Source organism: Halolamina litorea (assembly GCF_026616205.1).
Lineage (GTDB): Archaea > Halobacteriota > Halobacteria > Halobacteriales > Haloferacaceae > Halolamina > Halolamina litorea.
The window spans coordinates 516,737-534,609 of record NZ_JANHGR010000002.1; the positions used below are offsets into that span (position 1 = coordinate 516,737).

General features: G+C 70.9%; 20 protein-coding genes and 1 other RNA gene. 16 read left to right on the forward strand and 5 right to left on the reverse strand.

Annotated features, from left to right (window positions below; translation table 11 throughout):
• Positions 1-2: 2 nt before the first annotated feature.
• Positions 3-1,682, forward strand: a complete 1,680-nt coding sequence (locus NO998_RS13615) for an Hvo_1808 family surface protein (protein ID WP_267647804.1) — start codon at positions 3-5, stop codon at positions 1,680-1,682.
• A gap of 31 nt (positions 1,683-1,713) precedes the next feature.
• Positions 1,714-3,024 carry an Hvo_1808 family surface protein gene (locus tag NO998_RS13620; RefSeq protein ID WP_267647806.1) on the forward strand — a complete coding sequence of 437 codons (1,311 nt, stop codon included), beginning with the start codon at positions 1,714-1,716 and terminating at the stop codon, positions 3,022-3,024.
• A gap of 1 nt (position 3,025) precedes the next feature.
• Here the strand turns inward: NO998_RS13620 and NO998_RS13625 are convergent, their stop codons facing one another.
• Both NO998_RS13625 and NO998_RS13630 read right to left on the reverse strand, forming a co-directional pair.
• Positions 3,026-3,475 (reverse strand): hypothetical protein, encoded by a 450-nt coding sequence (locus tag NO998_RS13625; protein ID WP_267647807.1) that lies wholly within the window; start codon positions 3,473-3,475, stop codon positions 3,026-3,028.
• Between the two features lie 42 nt (positions 3,476-3,517).
• Positions 3,518-4,321, reverse strand: a complete 804-nt coding sequence (locus tag NO998_RS13630; RefSeq protein ID WP_267647808.1) for a YqcI/YcgG family protein — start codon at positions 4,319-4,321, stop codon at positions 3,518-3,520.
• 143 nt (positions 4,322-4,464) lie between these two features.
• On the opposite strand from NO998_RS13630, the gene NO998_RS13635 reads away from it, so the two are divergent.
• Both NO998_RS13635 and NO998_RS13640 read left to right on the forward strand, forming a co-directional pair.
• On the forward strand, positions 4,465-5,679 hold the full coding sequence (locus NO998_RS13635) for an iron-containing alcohol dehydrogenase family protein (RefSeq protein ID WP_267647809.1): 1,215 nt from the start codon (positions 4,465-4,467) through the stop codon (positions 5,677-5,679).
• Between the two features lie 49 nt (positions 5,680-5,728).
• Positions 5,729-6,880, forward strand: a complete 1,152-nt coding sequence (locus tag NO998_RS13640; RefSeq protein ID WP_267647811.1) for a nicotinate phosphoribosyltransferase — start codon at positions 5,729-5,731, stop codon at positions 6,878-6,880.
• A gap of 8 nt (positions 6,881-6,888) precedes the next feature.
• Here the strand turns inward: NO998_RS13640 and NO998_RS13645 are convergent, their stop codons facing one another.
• Positions 6,889-7,650 carry a sensor domain-containing protein gene (locus NO998_RS13645; protein WP_267647812.1) on the reverse strand — a complete coding sequence of 254 codons (762 nt, stop codon included), beginning with the start codon at positions 7,648-7,650 and terminating at the stop codon, positions 6,889-6,891.
• A gap of 151 nt (positions 7,651-7,801) precedes the next feature.
• Between NO998_RS13645 and NO998_RS13650 the strand changes: the two genes are divergently transcribed.
• From NO998_RS13650 to budC, 10 genes are all read left to right on the forward strand, one after another.
• Positions 7,802-8,143, forward strand: a complete 342-nt coding sequence (locus tag NO998_RS13650) for a winged helix-turn-helix domain-containing protein (RefSeq protein WP_267647813.1) — start codon at positions 7,802-7,804, stop codon at positions 8,141-8,143.
• Complete coding sequence (locus NO998_RS13655) at positions 8,140-8,496, forward strand: hypothetical protein (protein ID WP_267647814.1); 357 nt, start codon at positions 8,140-8,142, stop codon at positions 8,494-8,496. Before NO998_RS13650 ends, NO998_RS13655 begins: the two co-directional genes overlap by 4 nt.
• Positions 8,489-8,767, forward strand: a complete 279-nt coding sequence (locus NO998_RS13660; protein ID WP_267647815.1) for a DUF7521 family protein — start codon at positions 8,489-8,491, stop codon at positions 8,765-8,767. Before NO998_RS13655 ends, NO998_RS13660 begins: the two co-directional genes overlap by 8 nt.
• Positions 8,768-8,864: 97 nt before the next feature.
• A complete protein-coding gene (locus tag NO998_RS13665) occupies positions 8,865-9,491 on the forward strand; it encodes a sensor domain-containing protein (protein ID WP_267647816.1) in 627 nt (208 codons plus the stop codon).
• Positions 9,492-9,584: 93 nt separating this feature from the next.
• Positions 9,585-10,415, forward strand: a complete 831-nt coding sequence (locus tag NO998_RS15795; protein WP_267647818.1) for a DUF4097 family beta strand repeat-containing protein — start codon at positions 9,585-9,587, stop codon at positions 10,413-10,415.
• 111 nt (positions 10,416-10,526) lie between these two features.
• An RNA gene (gene rnpB / locus NO998_RS13675) (RNase P RNA component) lies at positions 10,527-10,867 on the forward strand.
• Positions 10,868-10,956: 89 nt separating this feature from the next.
• Positions 10,957-11,973: a matrixin family metalloprotease gene (locus tag NO998_RS13680; protein ID WP_267647819.1), complete on the forward strand. Its 1,017-nt coding sequence runs from the start codon at positions 10,957-10,959 to the stop codon at positions 11,971-11,973.
• On the forward strand, positions 11,966-12,277 hold the full coding sequence (locus tag NO998_RS13685) for a WNWW family protein (RefSeq protein ID WP_267647820.1): 312 nt from the start codon (positions 11,966-11,968) through the stop codon (positions 12,275-12,277). Before NO998_RS13680 ends, NO998_RS13685 begins: the two co-directional genes overlap by 8 nt.
• Before the next feature lie 85 nt (positions 12,278-12,362).
• Entirely contained in the window at positions 12,363-12,869 is a 507-nt protein-coding gene (locus NO998_RS13690) for a hypothetical protein (RefSeq protein ID WP_267647821.1), read from the forward strand.
• 69 nt (positions 12,870-12,938) lie between these two features.
• The gene (gene budC / locus NO998_RS13695) at positions 12,939-13,667 is read left to right on the forward strand and encodes a meso-2,3-butanediol dehydrogenase (protein WP_267647822.1); all 729 of its coding nucleotides are present in this window, start codon (positions 12,939-12,941) and stop codon (positions 13,665-13,667) included.
• Positions 13,668-13,682: 15 nt separating this feature from the next.
• Here the strand turns inward: budC and NO998_RS13700 are convergent, their stop codons facing one another.
• Positions 13,683-15,248: an SLC13 family permease gene (locus NO998_RS13700; protein WP_267647823.1), complete on the reverse strand. Its 1,566-nt coding sequence runs from the start codon at positions 15,246-15,248 to the stop codon at positions 13,683-13,685.
• A gap of 162 nt (positions 15,249-15,410) precedes the next feature.
• Here NO998_RS13700 and NO998_RS13705 point away from each other — a divergent pair, with 162 nt between their 5' ends.
• Together NO998_RS13705 and NO998_RS13710 are read left to right on the forward strand one after the other, a co-directional pair.
• The gene (locus NO998_RS13705; RefSeq protein ID WP_267647824.1) at positions 15,411-16,310 is read left to right on the forward strand and encodes a twin-arginine translocation signal domain-containing protein; all 900 of its coding nucleotides are present in this window, start codon (positions 15,411-15,413) and stop codon (positions 16,308-16,310) included.
• Positions 16,311-16,356: 46 nt separating this feature from the next.
• The gene (locus NO998_RS13710; protein ID WP_267647825.1) at positions 16,357-17,643 is read left to right on the forward strand and encodes an MBL fold metallo-hydrolase; all 1,287 of its coding nucleotides are present in this window, start codon (positions 16,357-16,359) and stop codon (positions 17,641-17,643) included.
• Here the strand turns inward: NO998_RS13710 and NO998_RS13715 are convergent, their stop codons facing one another.
• Positions 17,644-17,832 carry a hypothetical protein gene (locus NO998_RS13715; RefSeq protein ID WP_267647826.1) on the reverse strand — a complete coding sequence of 63 codons (189 nt, stop codon included), beginning with the start codon at positions 17,830-17,832 and terminating at the stop codon, positions 17,644-17,646.
• Positions 17,833-17,873: the final 41 nt, after the last annotated feature.

Genomic DNA, 17,873 nt, shown 5'->3' on the forward strand with positions numbered 1-17,873 from the left:
CTATGCGACGAGCCTCCGTGGTGTTCCTTACCGCCGTCGTGGTCCTCGCCGGGCTCTCCCCCGTTGCGGCGGCCGCGCCGGGCGGCGCCGACGCGGTCGTGGAGCCCGCCCCCGTCGAGGCGACGATGCAGACGGCCGACAACGAGAGCGCGCCCGCCGATCCCGAGAGCGACCGGCTCGGCTGGGAGAACGGCTACTGGCACAACGAGACCATCGACGTCGACCAGAGCGACGGCCTGACCGAGGCCGAACTCAACGCGACGGTCTCTCGCTCGATGGCGCGGGTCGAAATGATCCGCGGGCTGGAGTTCGACATGGACGTGCCCGTCCGGATCATCACGCGCTCCGAGTTCGCCAGTTCGGGGAACGCCTCCTACAGCGACGACTTCCTGACCTTCGACGACACGAAGTTCGAGGCCCTGTTCCTGATCGGCGAGGACGAGGACTCCATCGAGGTGCAGGACGCTAACCGCGGTGCCTCCGTGGGCGGCTACTACAGCCCCGCCGCGGACTCCATCGTCCTCGTCACCGACAACGAGAGCACGCTGCAGGTCGACGAACTGACGCTCGGCCACGAATTGGTCCACGCCATCCAGGATCAGGAGTTCGACCTCAGCACCGTCACCAGCCAGACCCGCGACGGCGCCAACGCCAACAGCGGACTGATCGAGGGTGACGCCAACTACGTCCAGCAGCGCTACCGGGAGCGCTGCGCGGAGGGCGGCGAGTGGGCCGACACTTGCCTCTCGCCGAGCACGAACGGGAGCGGCGGCGGCGCTACCCCGCCCAACATGGGCGTCTACTTCCTGAACTACCAGCCCTACAGCGACGGGCCGACCTTCATCGGCGCCCAGCGCGCCGCCGGCGGCTGGGAGCGCGTCAACAGTCTCTACGGCGACCTGCCGGCCAGCGCCGAGCAGGTGATCCACCCCGACCGCTACAGGAGCGACGCGCCGACCGAGGTCGAACTCGCCGACGAACACGGCGAGGGCTGGGAGCGCGTCACCCCCGAGAGCCGCCTCGACTACGCCGAGGTCGGCCAGTCCGGTGTCGCCGCGATGTTCGTCTACCCGCTGTACGCCGGCGGTGGGGACGTTCAGACCTACGCCCGGAACGTCGTCGGCCCGCAGACGTGGTTGAACTACACCGAATCCGGCGAGATCAGTCAGGTCGACCCGCTGAACTACGGCTTCGACGCCGCCGCGGGCTGGGACGGCGACCGGATGCACTTCTACCGGAACGCCGACGGTGAGACCGGCTACGTCTGGCGACTCGTCTGGGACAGCCCCGAGGAGGCCACGGAGTTCCGTGCGGCCTACGAGGAGCTACTGAGCTACTGGGGCGCCGAGCAGGTCGGCACTGACACCTACCGGATCGACGAGGACGCCTCGGCGTTCGCCGACGCCTTCCACGTCACCGTCGAGGGCGACACCGTCACCGTCGTGAACGCGCCGACGGTCGATTCGCTGTCCGCGGTCCGCTCCTCGACGGACGCACAGCTATCGACGCCGACTGCAACGCCGTCACCGGCGGCGACTGATGCCGCGGGGACCGACACGGAGACACCATCCACCGAGGGCACGGGCAGTGACTCCGCGACGACCACCAGCGCGCCCGGCTTCTCCGTGGTCGCGGCCCTCGCGGGGCTACTGACCGTGGCGCTGCTGGCCGGCCGCCGGTAGCTCTTTTCCCCTCGCGCCCGGAGTTCCGTGCGTGAAACTCCGCCTCCTCGCGCTCGCTTGCTGTCTGGTGCTCGCCGGCTGTGCCGCGCCGGCGGCGCCGTCGCCGACGCCCGACGCCGAGGTCCTCGGCGAGGAGAACGGCTACGCCGCGACCGACCCCCTCGAGATCGACGAAAGCGACGGGCTGAACGAGTCGGAACTGAACGCCATCGTCGCCCGAACGATGGCCCGCGTCGAACTGATCCGCGGGCTCGAGTTCACCGAGTCGGTCCCCGTCGAGGTGATCTCCAGAGCCGAGTTCGCCGAGGGGTTCAGCCGGGACACGACCGTCGATAGCCCCGCCGAGCGCGCCCGCGAGCAGCGCTACGAGGCGTCGATGCTCGTCGGCGAGGACCGAACCGTCGGCGCGGCCTTCGAGTCGATCTACGGCGGCTCCGTGCTCGGCTACTACTCTTCGGGCCGGATCGTCCTCGTGAGTAGCAACGACAGCCTCACCGTCGACCGTGGGACGCTGGCCCACGAACTGCTCCACGCGCTGCAGGACCAGCGTCTCTCCCTGCTCGGCGGCGCCCCCAACCCCGACCGGGCCATCGCCGAGACCGGGCTGGTCGAGGGCGACGCTAACTACGTCGAGGCCCGCTACGAGCAGCGCTGTGCCGAGGAGTGGGACTGTCGCCCCCGCCCGCAGAGCAGCGCCGGCAGCCTCGAGGACCGGAACTTCGGCCTCTACCTCACCATCTACGCACCCTATAGCGAAGGGCCGTCGTTCGTCCACCGCGCCTACGAGACCGGCGGCTGGGAGGAAGTGAACGATCGCTACGCCCGCCCGCCGCGCTCCAGCGAACAGCTGATCCACCCCGCGGACTACCCCGACGACCGGCCGGCGCGGGTGATCGTCCCCGACCGCTCGACGGCCGTGTTCGACCGCGCGAGCCCGACGACGGTGGGCGAGGCGACGCTGTTCGCCATGTTCTACCAGCAGGGCGTCATCGACCGCAACGAACTGATGAGCACGCCGGGGCCGTACTCGGCGTACAACTACTCCCACCCCGCGACCACGGGCTGGGCCGGCGACAAACTGGTGCCGTACCTCGGCGAGGACGGCGACGGCTACGTCCTCCAAACGCGTTGGGAGAGCGAGGACGACGCTATCCAGTTCGCACAGGCCTACCGCGGGATGCTCCGGGGCTCGCTGAACGCGACCGCCGAGGGCGGGGGCGTCTACGTGGTCGACGATGGGCCGTACGCCGACGCCTTCCGCGTGACTCGGGACGGACGGACCGTTCGGATCGTGAACGCGCCGACGGTCCAGGAGCTCAGCGACGTTCGGCGCGGCGACTGAGTCAGGCGGTGGCGCGGCGATAGATCGCTCGGCCGGTGACACCGACGACGAGCCCGACGACGTAGACCATCGCCCCTCGTTCGAGCCAGACCCGACTCCGGTTCAGCGGGAACCACGGGCCACCGAGTTCGGTGCCCGTCCCGACCGAGATGAAGTAGCCCTGTGAGAGGAACGCCAGCGAGATCAGCCAGGGGTAGAGCGCCGAAACGGCGAGGCCCTCGACGAGCGATCGGGGGCCGATCCGTCGCTGGAGGCCACCCAACCCAAGCGGCGGGACGTACAGCAACGCGTGGAGGAGGTAGTTGTTCAGCGCCGGCCCGTTGAGCGCCAAGGTTCGGGTCAGTTCGAACGGATGCCGCTGGTCGACGATACAGATGACGTACCCGATCGTGATCGCGGCGAGAACCGGGACGTACCAGTCGATCTCGCGTCCGGCGACGTGGAGGGCCATCGTCCGTCACTCGACTGCCGTTCCGTTCAAACTGTCGACTGATCAGTCGGCCTGAATCAGCCGGTCGACCTTCGGGTGCTCGCGGGTCACTCGGATCGGCGCCTCGTCGGGGGACTGCTCGGGGTCCTTCTCGAAGAGGTACTGGGGCCACTCGCGGTCGCCGTCGACGCCCCAGTCGCCCAGATCCGGGTGGTGGGGGATCCCGTCGTAGTTCTCGATGCGGTCCTGAATCACGTCGCGGGCGGTCTGTCCCGCCTCGGTGTCGGCGGTGACGCCGACGCGCTCGAACAGCCGGCGGGGCTGGAACGTGATCTCCAGGCCGACCGGCGAGTAGCGGCTCCGCCGGTCGTCGTAGAACGGCGCCCGGCAGGTCGGGAACATCGCGTCGCCGCCGAAGCAGAACTCCCAGTGTTCGTCGTCGGGGTCGGTCGGGATCTCCTCGGGCCACGGCTCGGGGTCGTGGACGTGGAGGAACTGGAGGACGTTCCAGAGGGTCTCGTGGTACTCGGCCTCGCTGAACGCCCCCTCCGGCGGCTTGAAGAAGGCCACCAGCGACGCCCGGGCGGGGAGGTCCTCGTACCGCTCGAGGTAGGTGAGGAGGTTCTCGCCCAACTGAAACAGCGCGTCGGGGTCGGTCGTCGACGGCACGGCGGTGTAGAGCGGCTCGCCCTGTTCGACCGATTCGGAGCCGAAGTAACAGGGGAAAGGCTCGCCGCCGAACGTTCCGGTGAGGCCGTCGTCGAACGTCCGCCAGTGTTCGGCCACCCAGTCGGGGGCGTCGCCCGCCGCCACACGGGCCTCCACGGTTTCCTGCTCGACGAGGTTGCCGACGACCGGTCGCGTCATGAGCGGGCTTCGTGGCGCTCGGTGTTGAAGCCTTCTTCCCCGGACGACGGCCGCGCCGGCGCCGCTCGCCTGCGGACACCACCGCGCCATCGACGCCTGCCGCTTCGACCGGGGTTGATGTGCCGGCCACCCGATGATCGGCTATGACCGACACCACCCGCCAGTTCGCGCTCGACTACGACCCCGGCGAGATCAGGTTCGGCCGCGGCGCCGCCGCCGACCTCGGCGAGCTCCTCGGCGACCGCGGCCTCGCCACCGCGCTCGTCGTCACCGGCGAGAACGTCGGCGCCAACCGCGACGTGATGGACCCGGTCGAGGACGGCCTCGGCGACGCGCTCGTCGGCGTCTTCGACCAAACGACGCCCGCGAAAACCCTCGGCGCCGCGCTGGCTGCCGCCGAGCGCGTGCAGACCGAGGGGATCGAGGCTATCGTCGCCGTCGGCAGCGGCTCCAGCCTCGACACCGCGAAGGCCGCCAGCGCGCTGGGGAGCTACGCCGACCCCGCCGCGGCCGCCGAACACGCGCTCTCCTCCGGCTCGGCCCCGGTCGCCGACGACGGCCAGCCGACGCCCGTGATCGCCGTGCCGACGACGCTCGCCGGCGCGGACCTCTCGGTCATCGGCGGCGTCGGCCTCACGCTCGATATGGACGGCGACCCCGGAGAGATACCCAGCGGCGGCGTGAGCCACCGCCGGCTGATGCCCGCGGCGCTCTGTTACGACCCCGAACTGGTCGAGACCACCCCGCGGTCGGTGCTGACGGCGTCGGCGATGAACGGCTTCGACAAGGCCGTCGAGTGTCTCTACTCGCCCCACGCGACGCCGATCACTGACGGCACCGCCGGCCGGGGGCTGGCGTTGATGCGCGAGGGGTTCGCGGCGCTCCCCGAGACTGACCCCGACCCCGATGCCTTCGACGACGCCGTCGCCGGCGTCATCTGTGCGCAGTACGGCATCTCCACGCCGGGGGCCTACCGGGCGTCGATCATCCACGCGTTCGGCCACGGCTTCTCCCACGGCTACGACGTGCATCAGGGGACCGTCCACGGCATCCTCGCGCCCCACGTCCTCCGGTACGTCTTCGCCGAGGTCGGCGGCCGGCGGGACCTGCTGGCGGAGTCGTTGGGCGTCGCCGAACCGGGGATGACCGACGAGGACCTCGCCGCGGCAGTCGTCGACGCCGTCGCCGGCGTGCGTGACGACCTCGGCCTCCCCGACCGACTGCGCGAGATCGACGGCCTCGACCGAGCCGACCTCCCGGAGATCGCCGAGGTCATCGCGGACGACGGCCTGTTCGCGGAGGCGCCGGTCGAACCCAGTACCGCCGAGATCGAGTCGATCCTCGACGCGGCGTGGTGAGCGCGCCGCGAGCGACCCACTTTTGAGGCGTTCGGGAGAACCCGGGGCCATGACCGAGTTCGACATCGTCGGCGCCGACGCCATCCGCGAAGGGCGGGCGACCGACGCGTACTTCCTGCGGACCGAGGAGGCCCTCCGCGGCGCCGACCGGAACCCCCACGTAGCCTGCGAGGTGACCGCCGATCAGTTCCCGACCGGCGAGTTCGAACTGCTCGCCGGCCTGCAGAACGCCGCGAACCTCCTCGAAGGGCTCCCCATCGACGCCGACGCGATCCCGGAGGGGACGCTGTTCGACGGCGGCCCCGTGCTCCGGATCGAGGGGAACTACCTCGACTTCGCGCGCTACGAGAGCGCGCTGCTGGGATTTCTCTCCCACGCCTCCGCGGTCGCCACCGCGGCCCTCGAAGTTCGCCGCGCCGCCCCCGACAGCAACGTCCTCTCCTTCGGCGCGCGGCACGTCCACCCCGCGCTCGGCGGGATGATCGAGCGCTCGGCGCTCGTCGGCGGCCTCGACGGCTTCTCGAACGTCGCCGCGGGCGACCTGCTGGGGAAGGAAGCCAGCGGCACGATGCCCCACGCGCTCTCGATCTGTTTCGGTCGCGGGAACCAGGAGCGGGCGTGGCGGGCCTTCGACGACGCCGTCGACGAGTCGGTGCCCCGGATCGCGCTCTGTGACACCTACTCCGACGAGGTCGACGAGGTGCTCCGCGCCGTCGAAACGCTCGGCGACGACTTAGACGGCGTCCGCCTCGACACCACCGGCTCCCGCCGCGGCGACTTCCGACACATCGTCCGCGAGGTCACGTGGGAACTCGCCGCCCGTGACCTCCCCGAAATCGACGTGTTCCTCTCGGGGGGACTCGGCCCCGCGGACCTCCGCGACCTCCGCGATGTCGCCGACGGCTTCGGCGTCGGCGGCTACGTCTCCAACGCCGACCCCGTGGACTTCGCGCTGGACATCGTCGAAGTCGACGCCGAACCGGCCGCAAAGCGCGGCAAGCTCTCGGGAACGAAGGAGGTGTACCGAACCGACGACGGCGGCCACCACGTCGGCCTGCGCGGCCGCGAGGGACCGGAAAACGGTGAGAGCCTGATGGAGCCCCTGATCCGCGACGGCGAGGTCGTGCGGGAATTTGGCGTCGACGCCGCCGCCAAGCGCGCGCTGGCGGACGCCGGGCGAACCGGGTTCGGCGCGGAGTGATCCGTCGGTTACCCGTCGCTCGACCGCAGTAGCGAGAGTGGGTCGTACGTCCGCGAGAACAGCCGCGCGGTCAGCCGACCGTGGGCGGCGGCGAGCCAGTTCAGCAACGCGAGCCCGACCAACAGGAGGAGCACGCCGGCGCCGGCGGCGGCGAGCGCCTCGGGGAGGCTGTCCACCTGCCACGAATCGACGGTCACGACCGCCTCGAACCCGACGAGCAGGCGGTTCCAGCCGAAGTGCAGCGCCGGGTGGAGTTCGACCGGTCGATCGGTGACCAGCCCGACGTAGAGCCCCGGCTCGCCGTAGTGCAGCGGGACCGACAGCAGCGCGACGCCGGTGACGAGCGCGTTCATGAGGACGACGAACGCCACCGTCCCGACGGCGAACTTCAGCGGGACGTACAGCAGCGGTGCGTACGTCCCGGGCTCGGTCGCGAGCGAGCGGAGTCGCTCACGACGGCCCCCGCCTGCCGGGTCGGTGCCCGCGGGCACGTCGACGTCGAGCAGCCAACCGGTGAGCCGGCGTTCGACCCCGGCGACCACCAACGCGGCCGCGACGACGGCGGCGAGCAGCGGCAGCCCGACGAGGACCACCGAGAGCCCGACGCCGAGGGAGAGGCCGACGGTCAACAACACGAAGTACGCCAGCCCGAGCGGGAACGACAGCACGAGGTAGGCGAGGTTGAGATACGTTTGTGTCCGCACCGGTGCGGCGAGGAACGACCGCAGGCGGCCGTCACGCGCCGGGTCGGCCGCGGTCGTGGAGGACATGTCAGCCGATGCTGGCGGCCGTGCCCGAATAAGGGTTCGGGTCGAGTTGGCGAGCTGACGACTCGGCGCGGTGGGTTTCATCCCTCGTTCCCGACTTGTCACTCGTGGGAACCCCGTGGATATTTCGATGGCGACTTCTACACCCCATCCGATGAGCGACGGCGAGGACGTGGTCGACCTCATCGGCGACGACTACGTCCGCACGATCCTCGCGGAGACCCGCGAGAGCCCGAAGTCCGTCGAGGCACTCAGCGAGGCGTGCGACGCCGACCCGTCGACGATCTACCGCCGGGTCGAGCGCCTCGAGGAGGCCGGGCTGTTGACGGACGAGCAGCGACTCGACCCCGGCGGCCACCACTACAAGGAGTACGACGCCGCCCTCGACGCCGTCCACGTCCACGTCCGCGCGGAGGGGTATCGGGTCGACATCGACTTCACCGAGGAAGAGGAGCCCGCCGACCGCTTCACTCGACTGTACGAGGGGTTCAAATGATCACGTTGCTTCCAGCCCACGGCGTCGCGCCGGCCGCGCCGCTGCTGCCACTCCAAACCGTCACCGGGGGCTCGACTGTCGTCGTGCTCGCCGCCCTGCTGGCGCTGCTGGTCGCGACGGTGCTCTCGCTGGCCGTCGCCGCGAGACTCTACGGCGGCTACCGTCGTGGCGGCGGCCGGGCGATGTTGGGCCTCCTCGTCGGCCTCGTGTTGCTGACGACGGTGCCGTTCGTGCTCCGGATGGTGCTGACGAACGTCGGCGACGTGTCGGCGACGACGCGGGCGCTCGCGGCGACGAGCAGCCAACTCGCCGGCCTCCTGATCGTACTCACGGTGGTGTTCGACCGTGGCTGACGCCGCCACCCTCCTGACGTTCGCCTCCGGGGCGACCGCGGCCGCGGGCAGCCTCGTCGCGTGGCTGGCCTACCAGGGCTACCGCCGCAACGATAGCCGGGCGATGCGCTTTCTCGCGGTCGGGGTCGCCTGCATCGCGGTCGTCCCGTTCCCGATCACCTACGGGATCGGGCCGCTGCTCGCGCTCTCGGACGCGGCAACGCTGCTGGGCGTGCTGCTCGCGAACGTCGCCGGCCTGCTCGCCGTGCTCTACTCGCTGGAGGGCACCTGACTCGTTTTTGAACGTTTCGCCGGGCTGTTCGCTCGCCGAACCGGGATCGGGGTATACCGTTCGGGGGGCGCCACGCTCCGGGTGTGGTGATCACGAGATGACGACTGAAACCCCCGGTCTCCTACCGGCGATCGACGCACCGCTCGACACGGACACCTACCGACGGCTCGCGTACCTCCTAGTGACCGTGCCGCTCGGGTTCTGCTACTTCCTCGTCCTGACCGTGACGGTCTCCACGACGCTCGGCTTGGCGGTCACCCTCGCCGGCCCGATTGCGTTCGTCGTTACGCTCCTGATGGTGTTGGCACTCTCCCGGGCCGACCTGTGGCTCACGAACGCCGTCCTCGGCACGAACGCGCCGGGCCCCCGGTTCCCCGACACCGACGACGGGGCCGTCGACGCGTTTACGGAACTGGTCCTGGGTCGCGACACCTGGGTCGGCGGGCTCTATCTCGTCTGGCGGTCGCTACTGGGCCTGATCGCGTTCGTCCTGCTCACGGTCGGCGCAGCCGTCTCGCTCGACCTCCTGCTCGCGCCGCTGGGCTACGGCGACGCGCTGGTCGTGTACTACGGCTACGGCGTGGTCGCGGTCGACACGCTCCCGCGGGCGGTCGCGGCGGCGGCCGGCGGCGTCGGCGTGGCCCTCGTCACGCTGTTCGCGGTCGATCTGCTCGGCCGGTTTTCGGCGCTCGTCGCCGCCGCCACGTTCGCCGAGGAGAACTGAGCCGACAGAACCACCTACATATACCTTTCGTCGGCTGGACGACTCGACAGGCAGCGAACACGGTTGAAGTAGGACGCACCCAACTGTTGGATTGTGAACCGAAGCCCCACCAGACGACGACTGCTCGGCGGAATCGGCGCGGCCGTGCTGGCCGGGCTCTCCGGCTGCACCGGTGCCACGCCGTTCGTCGGCAAACGTATCGAGGACGACCGAACCATCGCCGTCGAGGACGCGACTGCGCTGGCGATCGACGCCCGAGTCGGCGACGTGACCGTCCGCGGCGAGACGCGTGACGATGTCGCCGTCCACATGGTCAAGCAGTCCAGTTCCGTCGGCGGCGACCTCTCGAAGCTCGACCTCGCGGCCGAACGCCGGGGGGACCGGCTCACACTCGCGACCCGCTACACCGGCGAAAACTCCCTACTCGGCGGTTCGCCGACGATGGACCTCACGATCCGCGTCCCGGACTCGCTCCGGGTCGCCGACATCGGTGCGAGCGTTGGCGACGTGCGCATCGAGGGTGTGACGGGTGACCTCCACGTGGACTCCTCGGTCGGTGACGTGACCGTCGAGGGTGTCGACGGCGCCGTCTCCGCCCAAGCCAGCACCGGCGATGTGACCGTCCGGGGTGCCTCGGTGGTCGGCGACGTCCGGGCCGACGTCGGCGATCTCGATCTCGACGTCTCGGGCATCGACGGCGACACGAGGGTCGAAACCTCGACGGGCGACATCGAGGTCGCGATCGCCTCGGGGCTCGATGCCGAACTCCTCGCGGAGGCGAGCGTCGGCGACGTGACCGTCGAGGGGCTCACGCTGGAGAACAGCACGCAGACCGAGCGATCCGCCTCGGGGACGCTCGGCGACGGCGGCCCGACGCTCCGGGTGGAGACGAGCACCGGCGACGTGACTCTCACCGCGCTCTGAGCAGACGGCGGAAGCTACTGTCCCCGCTGACGCCCTCTCCCCGCTGACGCCTCCTCCGACCGCCCTCGGGCCACCGAACCGCTTAACCCCGGCAGCGGCCTACTCGTAATCGGCAGAGAGAGCCCGGTTCCCGCGCCCCGGCCCGCAAGCAAGGGGCGTGAGGAAAGTCCCCCCACCGTCCGGACGGGCGACCGGGCGCAAGCCCGGAGTCGGAGACGGCTGGCTCTGGAACAGAAACGAGACCCCCCGTCCCGACCGATGACTCGCGCGAACCGACCCGTAAGGGGAGGGAGCTAACCCGACGAGGATCGACGGACGGGAACGGATGGAACGGCGAACCCTCGCCGGTGCAAGCCCGTGCCCGAAGGTAGTCCGGACAGCCGGCAACGGCAGGGCGCGGGTGCTCAGCGGAATGCCGGGTCGAAACAGAAGGGGGCTTACTCCTCTCGGCCGCCCACCCCCCGAGCGACTGCGTTAGCCGCCCGGCGTCGGCCGACTGGCCGGAACGCCTTTCCTGTCCGCCATCCCCTCCCCAATACGGATGAGTGTCCGGCCCGCTCTCGCGTTCGCCCTCCTCGTCGTGACCGCGGGCTGTGTCGCCCCAGTCCCCGGCGACACGACGCTTGACGAGGGAACACCTGTCGTGACCCAAGACGGCCCGGAGACACCCGTCTCGACCGCTGAACCGCGGCCGAACCCGTGGAACGAGTCGACCCTCACCGTGGCTGTCGACGCCGGCCCGCTCGCCGACCGCGAAGCGGCCGCCCACGTCCGCGCCGCGGCGGCGTTCTGGTCGGACCACGGCGACCTGTTCGCGGGCTACGACGCCGACTTCGCCGTCGATCCGGACGCCGCCGAGCCTGATGCGGTCGTCCAGTTCGTGGGGAACGTCACCGCGTGTGACGACGTGAGCCACGCCGCCGGCTGTGCGCCGCTGATCCACGAGTCCGGCGATATCGACCGCCCCGAGACGGTGACCGTCGAGGCCGGTCTCTCGAACGCCTCGACCGAACACGTCGTCCGCCACGAACTCGGCCACCTGCTCGGCATCGAACACGGCGAGGCGCCGCGGGAGGTGATGCGGGCCAACGCAACTCTCGAAACCGTCCCGCGACCCGACGCCACCGAGCGGGCGTTCCCCTGGCCCGACCGCTCGCTCTCGGTGTTCCTCGCCGTCGACGGCGACACCGACCGGCGGCAGGTCGGCCACGCACTCGACTACTACGAGCGCGGCCCCGACGGCGTGCCGGCGAACCTGAGCCTCACCACCACCGACAACCGCTCAGCGGCCGATATCGTCGTCCGTCGGGGCGACTGCGGCGGTACCGCGGCCTCCTGTTTCACCGTCCGCGGCCCCGACCCCGACGGCGACGACACGGTCGAGCAGTACCACCGTGCGGTGATCACCCTCGACGGCGTGCCCGCCGACGCCGTCGGCTGGCACGTCGGGAACTGGCTGGCGTACCTGTTCGGCGCCGAGGAGCCCGCCGAACGCCCGGAGCCGTTCCGCAACGCCAGCCCAGAGGACCGGCGGGACCGGTGGTGGGAGGATGGCTGAGGACCCAACGGTCGGCGAGGCCGACTTCGACCAGCCGACGTTGGCCGAGGCGCTCGCACGCTTCGGCGGCACGCCACAGGAGCGCCGCACCGTCGCCCGACAGGCCGTCGACCTGGCCGACGCCGGGGAGTACCGGCGTGACAGCGGCCGGACGCTGACGGTGTCGCTCATCCTCGACGAGCTCGACGACGCCGGCGAGGGGTCGCCGGCCGAGCGCTGGAACTGGTGGATGGGCGTGCTCTCCTTCGCCTACGGCGGCTACGAACAGTTCGTGGTGCGGCGCTACCCCGGCTCCGGAACCTGAGCGTCGGCGGGCCGCGGCGGGTGAGCGGCGGCCCCGGGACCGCCGCGTGTCACACGTTTATCGTGTCGGCGAGCGTGTGTGGGCTATGGACGAACGGCTCCGCAGTTTCCTCCTCGTCGGAATCGGCCTCGTCGTCGGCCTCGCCGTCGGCGTCCTGCTCGGCGTCCTACTCGGCACCCTGACCGCTGGCGCCGGCAGTCCGGTCGGGGGTACGACCGTCCCCTCCCACGGCGTCAGCACCGTGACCGGCTGTGCCGGCGACGAGCCGCGAGCGTGGGTCGCCACGACGCCGGACTCCGACCACCGGAGCGTCTACCTCGCGAACTACTCGTTCACCCACGACAGCCCCGGCGTCGACGTGCGGTCGACGCTGCGCGAGGGCGACGACGGCGCGTGGACGCTCGCACTCGCCACGACGCCGTCGGAGACCGACCGCGAGGTCCCCGCCGACTGCCGACCCCGAACCACCGTCGACGCGACGGTCGCGCTCCCGACCGGGGCGGACTCGCTGACCATCACCCTCGACGGCGAGCCTCTCGCGACCGTCGAGGTTGCCACCAACCGACCGCGGTTTCGCTACCTCGAGGAGTGAGCACCCGCTCCCGGCCGGCCACGACCCCCGGCAGCTATTTGCTGTCCGGGGCGAAACCGTCGGACAGGTATGCTCTCTAACAAGACTGTCATCGTGACTGGCGGGACGACCGGGATCGGGAAGGCCATCGCCGCGCGGTTCGTCGACGCCGGCGCGAACGTGGTCATCGCCGGCCGAACCGTCGAGACCGGCGAGGCGGCCGCCGAGGAACTCGACTGTACGTTCCACCGGTGTGACGTCTCCGAGTACGACCAGGTGGAGGCGCTGGTCGACGCCGTCGTCGCCGAGCACGGTCGGCTGGACACCATCGTCAACAACGCCGGCATCGGCGCCGTCGGGACTATCGAGGACCTGACCGTCGAGGACTGGCACCGCGTGCTCTCGGTGAACCTCTCGGGGGTGATGTACGGCTCCCGGGCGGCGATGCCGTTCCTCAAACAGAGCGACGGTTCGATCATCAACGTCGCTTCGATCTACGGGCTGGTCGGTGCGCCGGCGGCGTCGGCCTACGCCGCGGCCAAGGGCGGGGTCGTGAACCTCACCCGGAGCCTCGCGGTGGACTACGCCGGCGACGGCGTCCGGGTCAACAGCGTCTGTCCCGGCTTCGTCGAGACGCCGATGACCGACGAGTACCTCGATCAGGAGCAGTTCTACGAGTTCGTGCGCGGCCAGACGCCCATGGGGCGGGTGGCTCAGCCCGAGGAAATCGCGGGTATCGTCGCCTTCCTCGCCTCCGAGGACGCCTCCTACATCACCGGCGTCAACGTCCCCGTCGACGGCGGCTGGACGGCCCACTGAGGCGCCGTCTCCCCGTCAGAACACGACCGGCCAGAGGAGCGCGAACGACCCGAGCAGCATCGCCGTCGAGATGCCGATCATCAGCAGGTCGAGGCGACTCCCCGCCCGGAGCATCTCCCGGCGCCCGAGCGCGCCCGTGCCGAACGCGATGGCGTTGGGCGGCGTCGCCACCGGGAGCGCGAACCCGAGACTGGCGGCGACCCCCACCGTGACCGCGAGAAAGACCGCGGCGAGGTCCGGCGTCGTCCCGAGGGCGCCGGCGTAGCGCGGCCCGACGCCGAGCAGGACGGGGGCGAACACCGCCACGACCGCCGTGTTCGAGGCGAGTTCGCTGAGCAGCACCGTGACGGTGACGAGCGTGAGCACCACGGCGACCACCGGCGCTCCCGCGAGGCCGCCGAAGACGCCGGCGGCGAGCCACTCGGTCGCGTCAGTCGCCGCCAGCCCGTCCGCGAGGGCGAGGCCGCCGCCGAGCAACAACAGCGTCCCCCAGTCGATACCCTCCACGTCGTCCCACTCGATGCAGTCCCAGTACAGCAGCGCGGGCACGGCGGCGAGGCCGACCAGCACGTAGAACAATAGCCCCTGATGGGTCGCGCCGACGACGCTCCCGGCGCCGCCAAAGAGCGTCGCGTACCACCCCGGCGGGAGCACACCCTCGAACAGGAAGTCGAGGCCGCCGAGCACCCACAGGCTCGCCGTGGTGCCGGCGATAGCCAGCGTCCGGCGACCGGCCGGTGAGACCGACCCAGCGGCCGCGAGTTCGCGCCGGGCGTGTGCCCGTGCGGCGCCGGCGTCGCCCACCTCGGGCGGGTAGAGGCGAACCAGCAGCAGCCACGCCGCCGGGAGCGATATCGCCACCAGCGGCAGCCCGATGGCCAGCCAGTCGACGAAGCCGACACGGACCCCGACCTCGCTCTCGATCAGCGAGACGACGATGGCGTTAGTCGGCGTCCCGATCAGCGTCCCCATCCCGCCGATACTGGCGGCGTACGCGGTTCCGAGCAACAGCGCGGTCTCGATGTTCGACTGCACGCCGCCGTCGGTCGCGACGTCCTCCGTCCCCGGCTTCCCCGTCGCCGCGTCGCTCGCCGCCACACGGTCCGTCGCCCCGTTCCCCATCGCGCCGGCGACGCCGAGGGCGACAGGGATCATCATCGCCGTCGTCGCCGAGTTCGAGACGATCATCGAGAGCGTCGCCGTCGCCGTCATCACGGCCAGCACGAGCCGTCGGGGCGAGGTGCCGAGCCGTGCGATCAGGTGGAAGGCGATACGCCGGTCCAGCCCGTGTTTCTGCAGCGCCGCCGCGAGGGCAAAGCCCGCGAGCAACAGGAAGATCACCGGGTCGGCGAAGCCCGCGAGCGCCTCGGCCATCGTGGGGACCACCCCGAACGCCGTGAGCAGGACCGGCACACAGAGCGCCGTCGCCGGCAGCGGCACCCCCTCGGTGATCCACAGCACCGCGGCGAACGCCGCCGTGGCGAGCGCGAACGACCCCGGGCGGGAGAGCCCCGGCAGCGGGGCGAGCGCGACAGCCGCCAGCACGGCGAACGCCAGCGCCACCGCCCGGGACCGACGCACGTCAGGCCCCCCAGGCCAGCGCCACGCCCGCGGCGGCCCCCTCGCGCCACCCGTCGTACCAGTTGCTGAACATGCCCCGACGTGTGCCAGCAGGGCGATAGTCGTTTCGGCGCTCCCCGCCCCCGGAAGGGATATGTTCACTCGGACGAACGTTTTGGCTACATGATCGCGGATCGGCAGCCCTCACGACGGCGGTTTCTCGCCGGTGTCGCCGCCGGCACCGTACTCGGCCTCGCGGGGTGTTCGACGCCCGGCACGAACTTCGCCAGCTACAGTACGGTCGGCGACAGCGTCGACGGCCTCGACTACGCCGGGACCCTCGACCGCGCCCGGTCGGCGGGCTACACGGTCGAGGCACCGTTCTACGTCAACGCGCGGCTCCGGATCGGCCTGCCCGCCGACGCGCCCGCGTTGACCAGCCGCTTCGGCGACGACGCCCGGGTCGTCCTGACGCAGTTCCGTTACTCCGAGACGCGGTTCGTCGAGGCGGACTTCACCGGCAGCGAGGCGCCGCGGCTGGTGATCTTCGACGAGGAACTGGGCTTCGAGCAGCCGTTCCGCCCGACGAACCTCCCGCCCGACGACTGGCTCCGCGAGCAGTTCGCGCTGCTGTTCCCCGACGGCGACGCCGCGGCGTTCGTCGCCGACGCGAAGGAGGTCGCCTCCAGGGCCGAGGAGAACTACGTCTCCGTGAGCGTCGAGGGGACGCCGGACTTCGAGGCCGTCACCACGGCGTTCGAGGCACGGGCGGCGGCGACGACGACCTCCGAGACACAGGGCGACGGCTGGATCACCCTCACGTACGCCGCCGACGGCGCCGAATTCGGCTCGTTCGCGGTCGTCGTCCCGAGCGCACAGATCGGTACCCGGGACTCGGGCCACCGCTACGAGATCAAACTCGACCGCGCCGGCGGCTTCCGGCTACAGGTACGACTCCCGGCCGGCGAGGAGATGCCCGAGTCGGAGTACCGCGCCGTGTTCCGCGAGATGTTCGAGGCGCTCGGACTGCCAGCCGACCGCGTCGCCGGCTACGAGTTCGAGTACAGCCCGAGCGTCTGGTGAGGGCGAACCGACGGAGGGAAACCCCGGGACCGCCGAAGGCGGACGAATGCAGCTACGCTTCCTCGGCGGCGCCGGCGAGGTCGGCCGCAGCGCCGTCCTCGTCGACGACTCCCTGCTGCTCGACTTCGGCCTGCTGACCGCCGAGCCGCCCCAGTACCCCGTCGGGGCGCCCGACCCCGACGCGGTCGTCGTCTCCCACGGCCACCTCGACCACGTCGGAACGATCCCCGCCCTCCTCTCGGGGTCGAACCGGCCGCCGATCCACTGGACGCCGCCGACCCGGGAGCTGGCGCTCACGCTCGCCCGGGACACGCTCAAACTCCACGGTCACTCCCCACACTGCCCGTTCACCGAGAACGACGTGAAACGCGTCACCGAGGTCTCACGGACCCACGGCTACCGCGAGACGTTCGACGCGGCGGGCTACGAGGTGACCTTCTACAACGCCGGCCACATCCCCGGCAGCGCGCACGTCCTCGTCGACGATGGGGAGACACGCCTCCTCTACACCGCCGACTTCCACCTCGACGAGCAGTCCGCCGCGGACCCGCCCGCGGGCTTCGACGCCGGCCGGCCGCCGGCCGGTCAGCGCCTCGTTCCCGGGTCGACGGCGCGGCCAGAGGCCGACGCGGTGATCTGTGAGAGCACCTACTCCGACGTCGACCACGAACCCCGCGCGACAGTCGAACACCGGTTCGCCCAGAGCGTGAAGACGACCCTGTGGGAGGGCGGCACCGTCGTCGTCCCCGCGTTCGCCATCGGCCGAACCCAAGAGATGCTCATGATCTGCGAGGCCCACGACATCCCCTGCTACGTCGACGGGATGGGGACGGACGTGACCGAGATGCTGCGCCGCCACCCCGAGTTCGTCCGCGACGCCGACGCGCTGCGCCGGGCGAAGTCCCACGCCCGGTTCGTGACGGGGCGGGACGGCCAGCGCAAACGGATCGCCGACCAGAAGGCCGCGATCATCACCACCAGCGGGATGCTCTCGGGCGGCCCGGCGATGACGTACATCCCCGAGATCCGGGCCAATCCGGTGAACAAGATCGCCATGACCGGCTACCAGGTCGAGGGCACCCCGGGCCGGGAGCTACTGGAGACGGGTCGGGCCGAGATCGACGGCCGCGTGACGCCCGTCAGCGCGCAGGTCGAGCAGTACGACTTCTCGGCTCACGCCGACCACGACGGCCTGCGGCGCTTCCTCGAGGGCTACGACGACGCGACGGTGCTCGTGAACCACGGCGACCGCTGTGGCGACTTCGCGGCGGAGCTCCGCGACGACGGCTACGACGCCGCGGCGCCCGAACTGGGCGCGACCGTCGAGGTCTGACTACGCGCCGAGGGAGCGTCCCGGGACCGGAAGCACGCCGAGCAACCACAGCGAGAGCGGCCCGACCGCGTAGGCGGCGGCGAACTCCCACCCGAGTGCGCCGCGGCTCCGGAGGAACGCCGACAGCACCACGAACGGGACGACCACGACCGCCCACGCCGCGAGCGCCCGCTGTTGGGCCTCGTCCATACCCGGACGTGTCGTCGGGGAGACGTAATTCCCCCGGGAAC

Coding starts and splice junctions, on each gene's coding strand:
- NO998_RS13715 (WP_267647826.1), bottom strand. CDS start 17,832: ATGGACGAGGCCCAACAGCGGGCGCTCGCGGCGTGGGCGGTCGTGGTC.
- NO998_RS13650 (WP_267647813.1), top strand. CDS start 7,802: ATGAGCGACGGCGAGGACGTGGTCGACCTCATCGGCGACGACTACGTC.
- NO998_RS13645 (WP_267647812.1), bottom strand. CDS start 7,650: ATGTCCTCCACGACCGCGGCCGACCCGGCGCGTGACGGCCGCCTGCGG.
- NO998_RS13685 (WP_267647820.1), top strand. CDS start 11,966: ATGGCTGAGGACCCAACGGTCGGCGAGGCCGACTTCGACCAGCCGACG.
- NO998_RS13680 (WP_267647819.1), top strand. CDS start 10,957: ATGAGTGTCCGGCCCGCTCTCGCGTTCGCCCTCCTCGTCGTGACCGCG.
- NO998_RS13635 (WP_267647809.1), top strand. CDS start 4,465: ATGACCGACACCACCCGCCAGTTCGCGCTCGACTACGACCCCGGCGAG.
- NO998_RS13640 (WP_267647811.1), top strand. CDS start 5,729: ATGACCGAGTTCGACATCGTCGGCGCCGACGCCATCCGCGAAGGGCGG.
- NO998_RS13705 (WP_267647824.1), top strand. CDS start 15,411: ATGATCGCGGATCGGCAGCCCTCACGACGGCGGTTTCTCGCCGGTGTC.
- NO998_RS13710 (WP_267647825.1), top strand. CDS start 16,357: ATGCAGCTACGCTTCCTCGGCGGCGCCGGCGAGGTCGGCCGCAGCGCC.
- NO998_RS13655 (WP_267647814.1), top strand. CDS start 8,140: ATGATCACGTTGCTTCCAGCCCACGGCGTCGCGCCGGCCGCGCCGCTG.
- budC (WP_267647822.1), top strand. CDS start 12,939: ATGCTCTCTAACAAGACTGTCATCGTGACTGGCGGGACGACCGGGATC.
- NO998_RS13625 (WP_267647807.1), bottom strand. CDS start 3,475: ATGGCCCTCCACGTCGCCGGACGCGAGATCGACTGGTACGTCCCGGTT.
- NO998_RS13615 (WP_267647804.1), top strand. CDS start 3: ATGCGACGAGCCTCCGTGGTGTTCCTTACCGCCGTCGTGGTCCTCGCC.
- NO998_RS13665 (WP_267647816.1), top strand. CDS start 8,865: ATGACGACTGAAACCCCCGGTCTCCTACCGGCGATCGACGCACCGCTC.
- NO998_RS13690 (WP_267647821.1), top strand. CDS start 12,363: ATGGACGAACGGCTCCGCAGTTTCCTCCTCGTCGGAATCGGCCTCGTC.
- NO998_RS13630 (WP_267647808.1), bottom strand. CDS start 4,321: ATGACGCGACCGGTCGTCGGCAACCTCGTCGAGCAGGAAACCGTGGAG.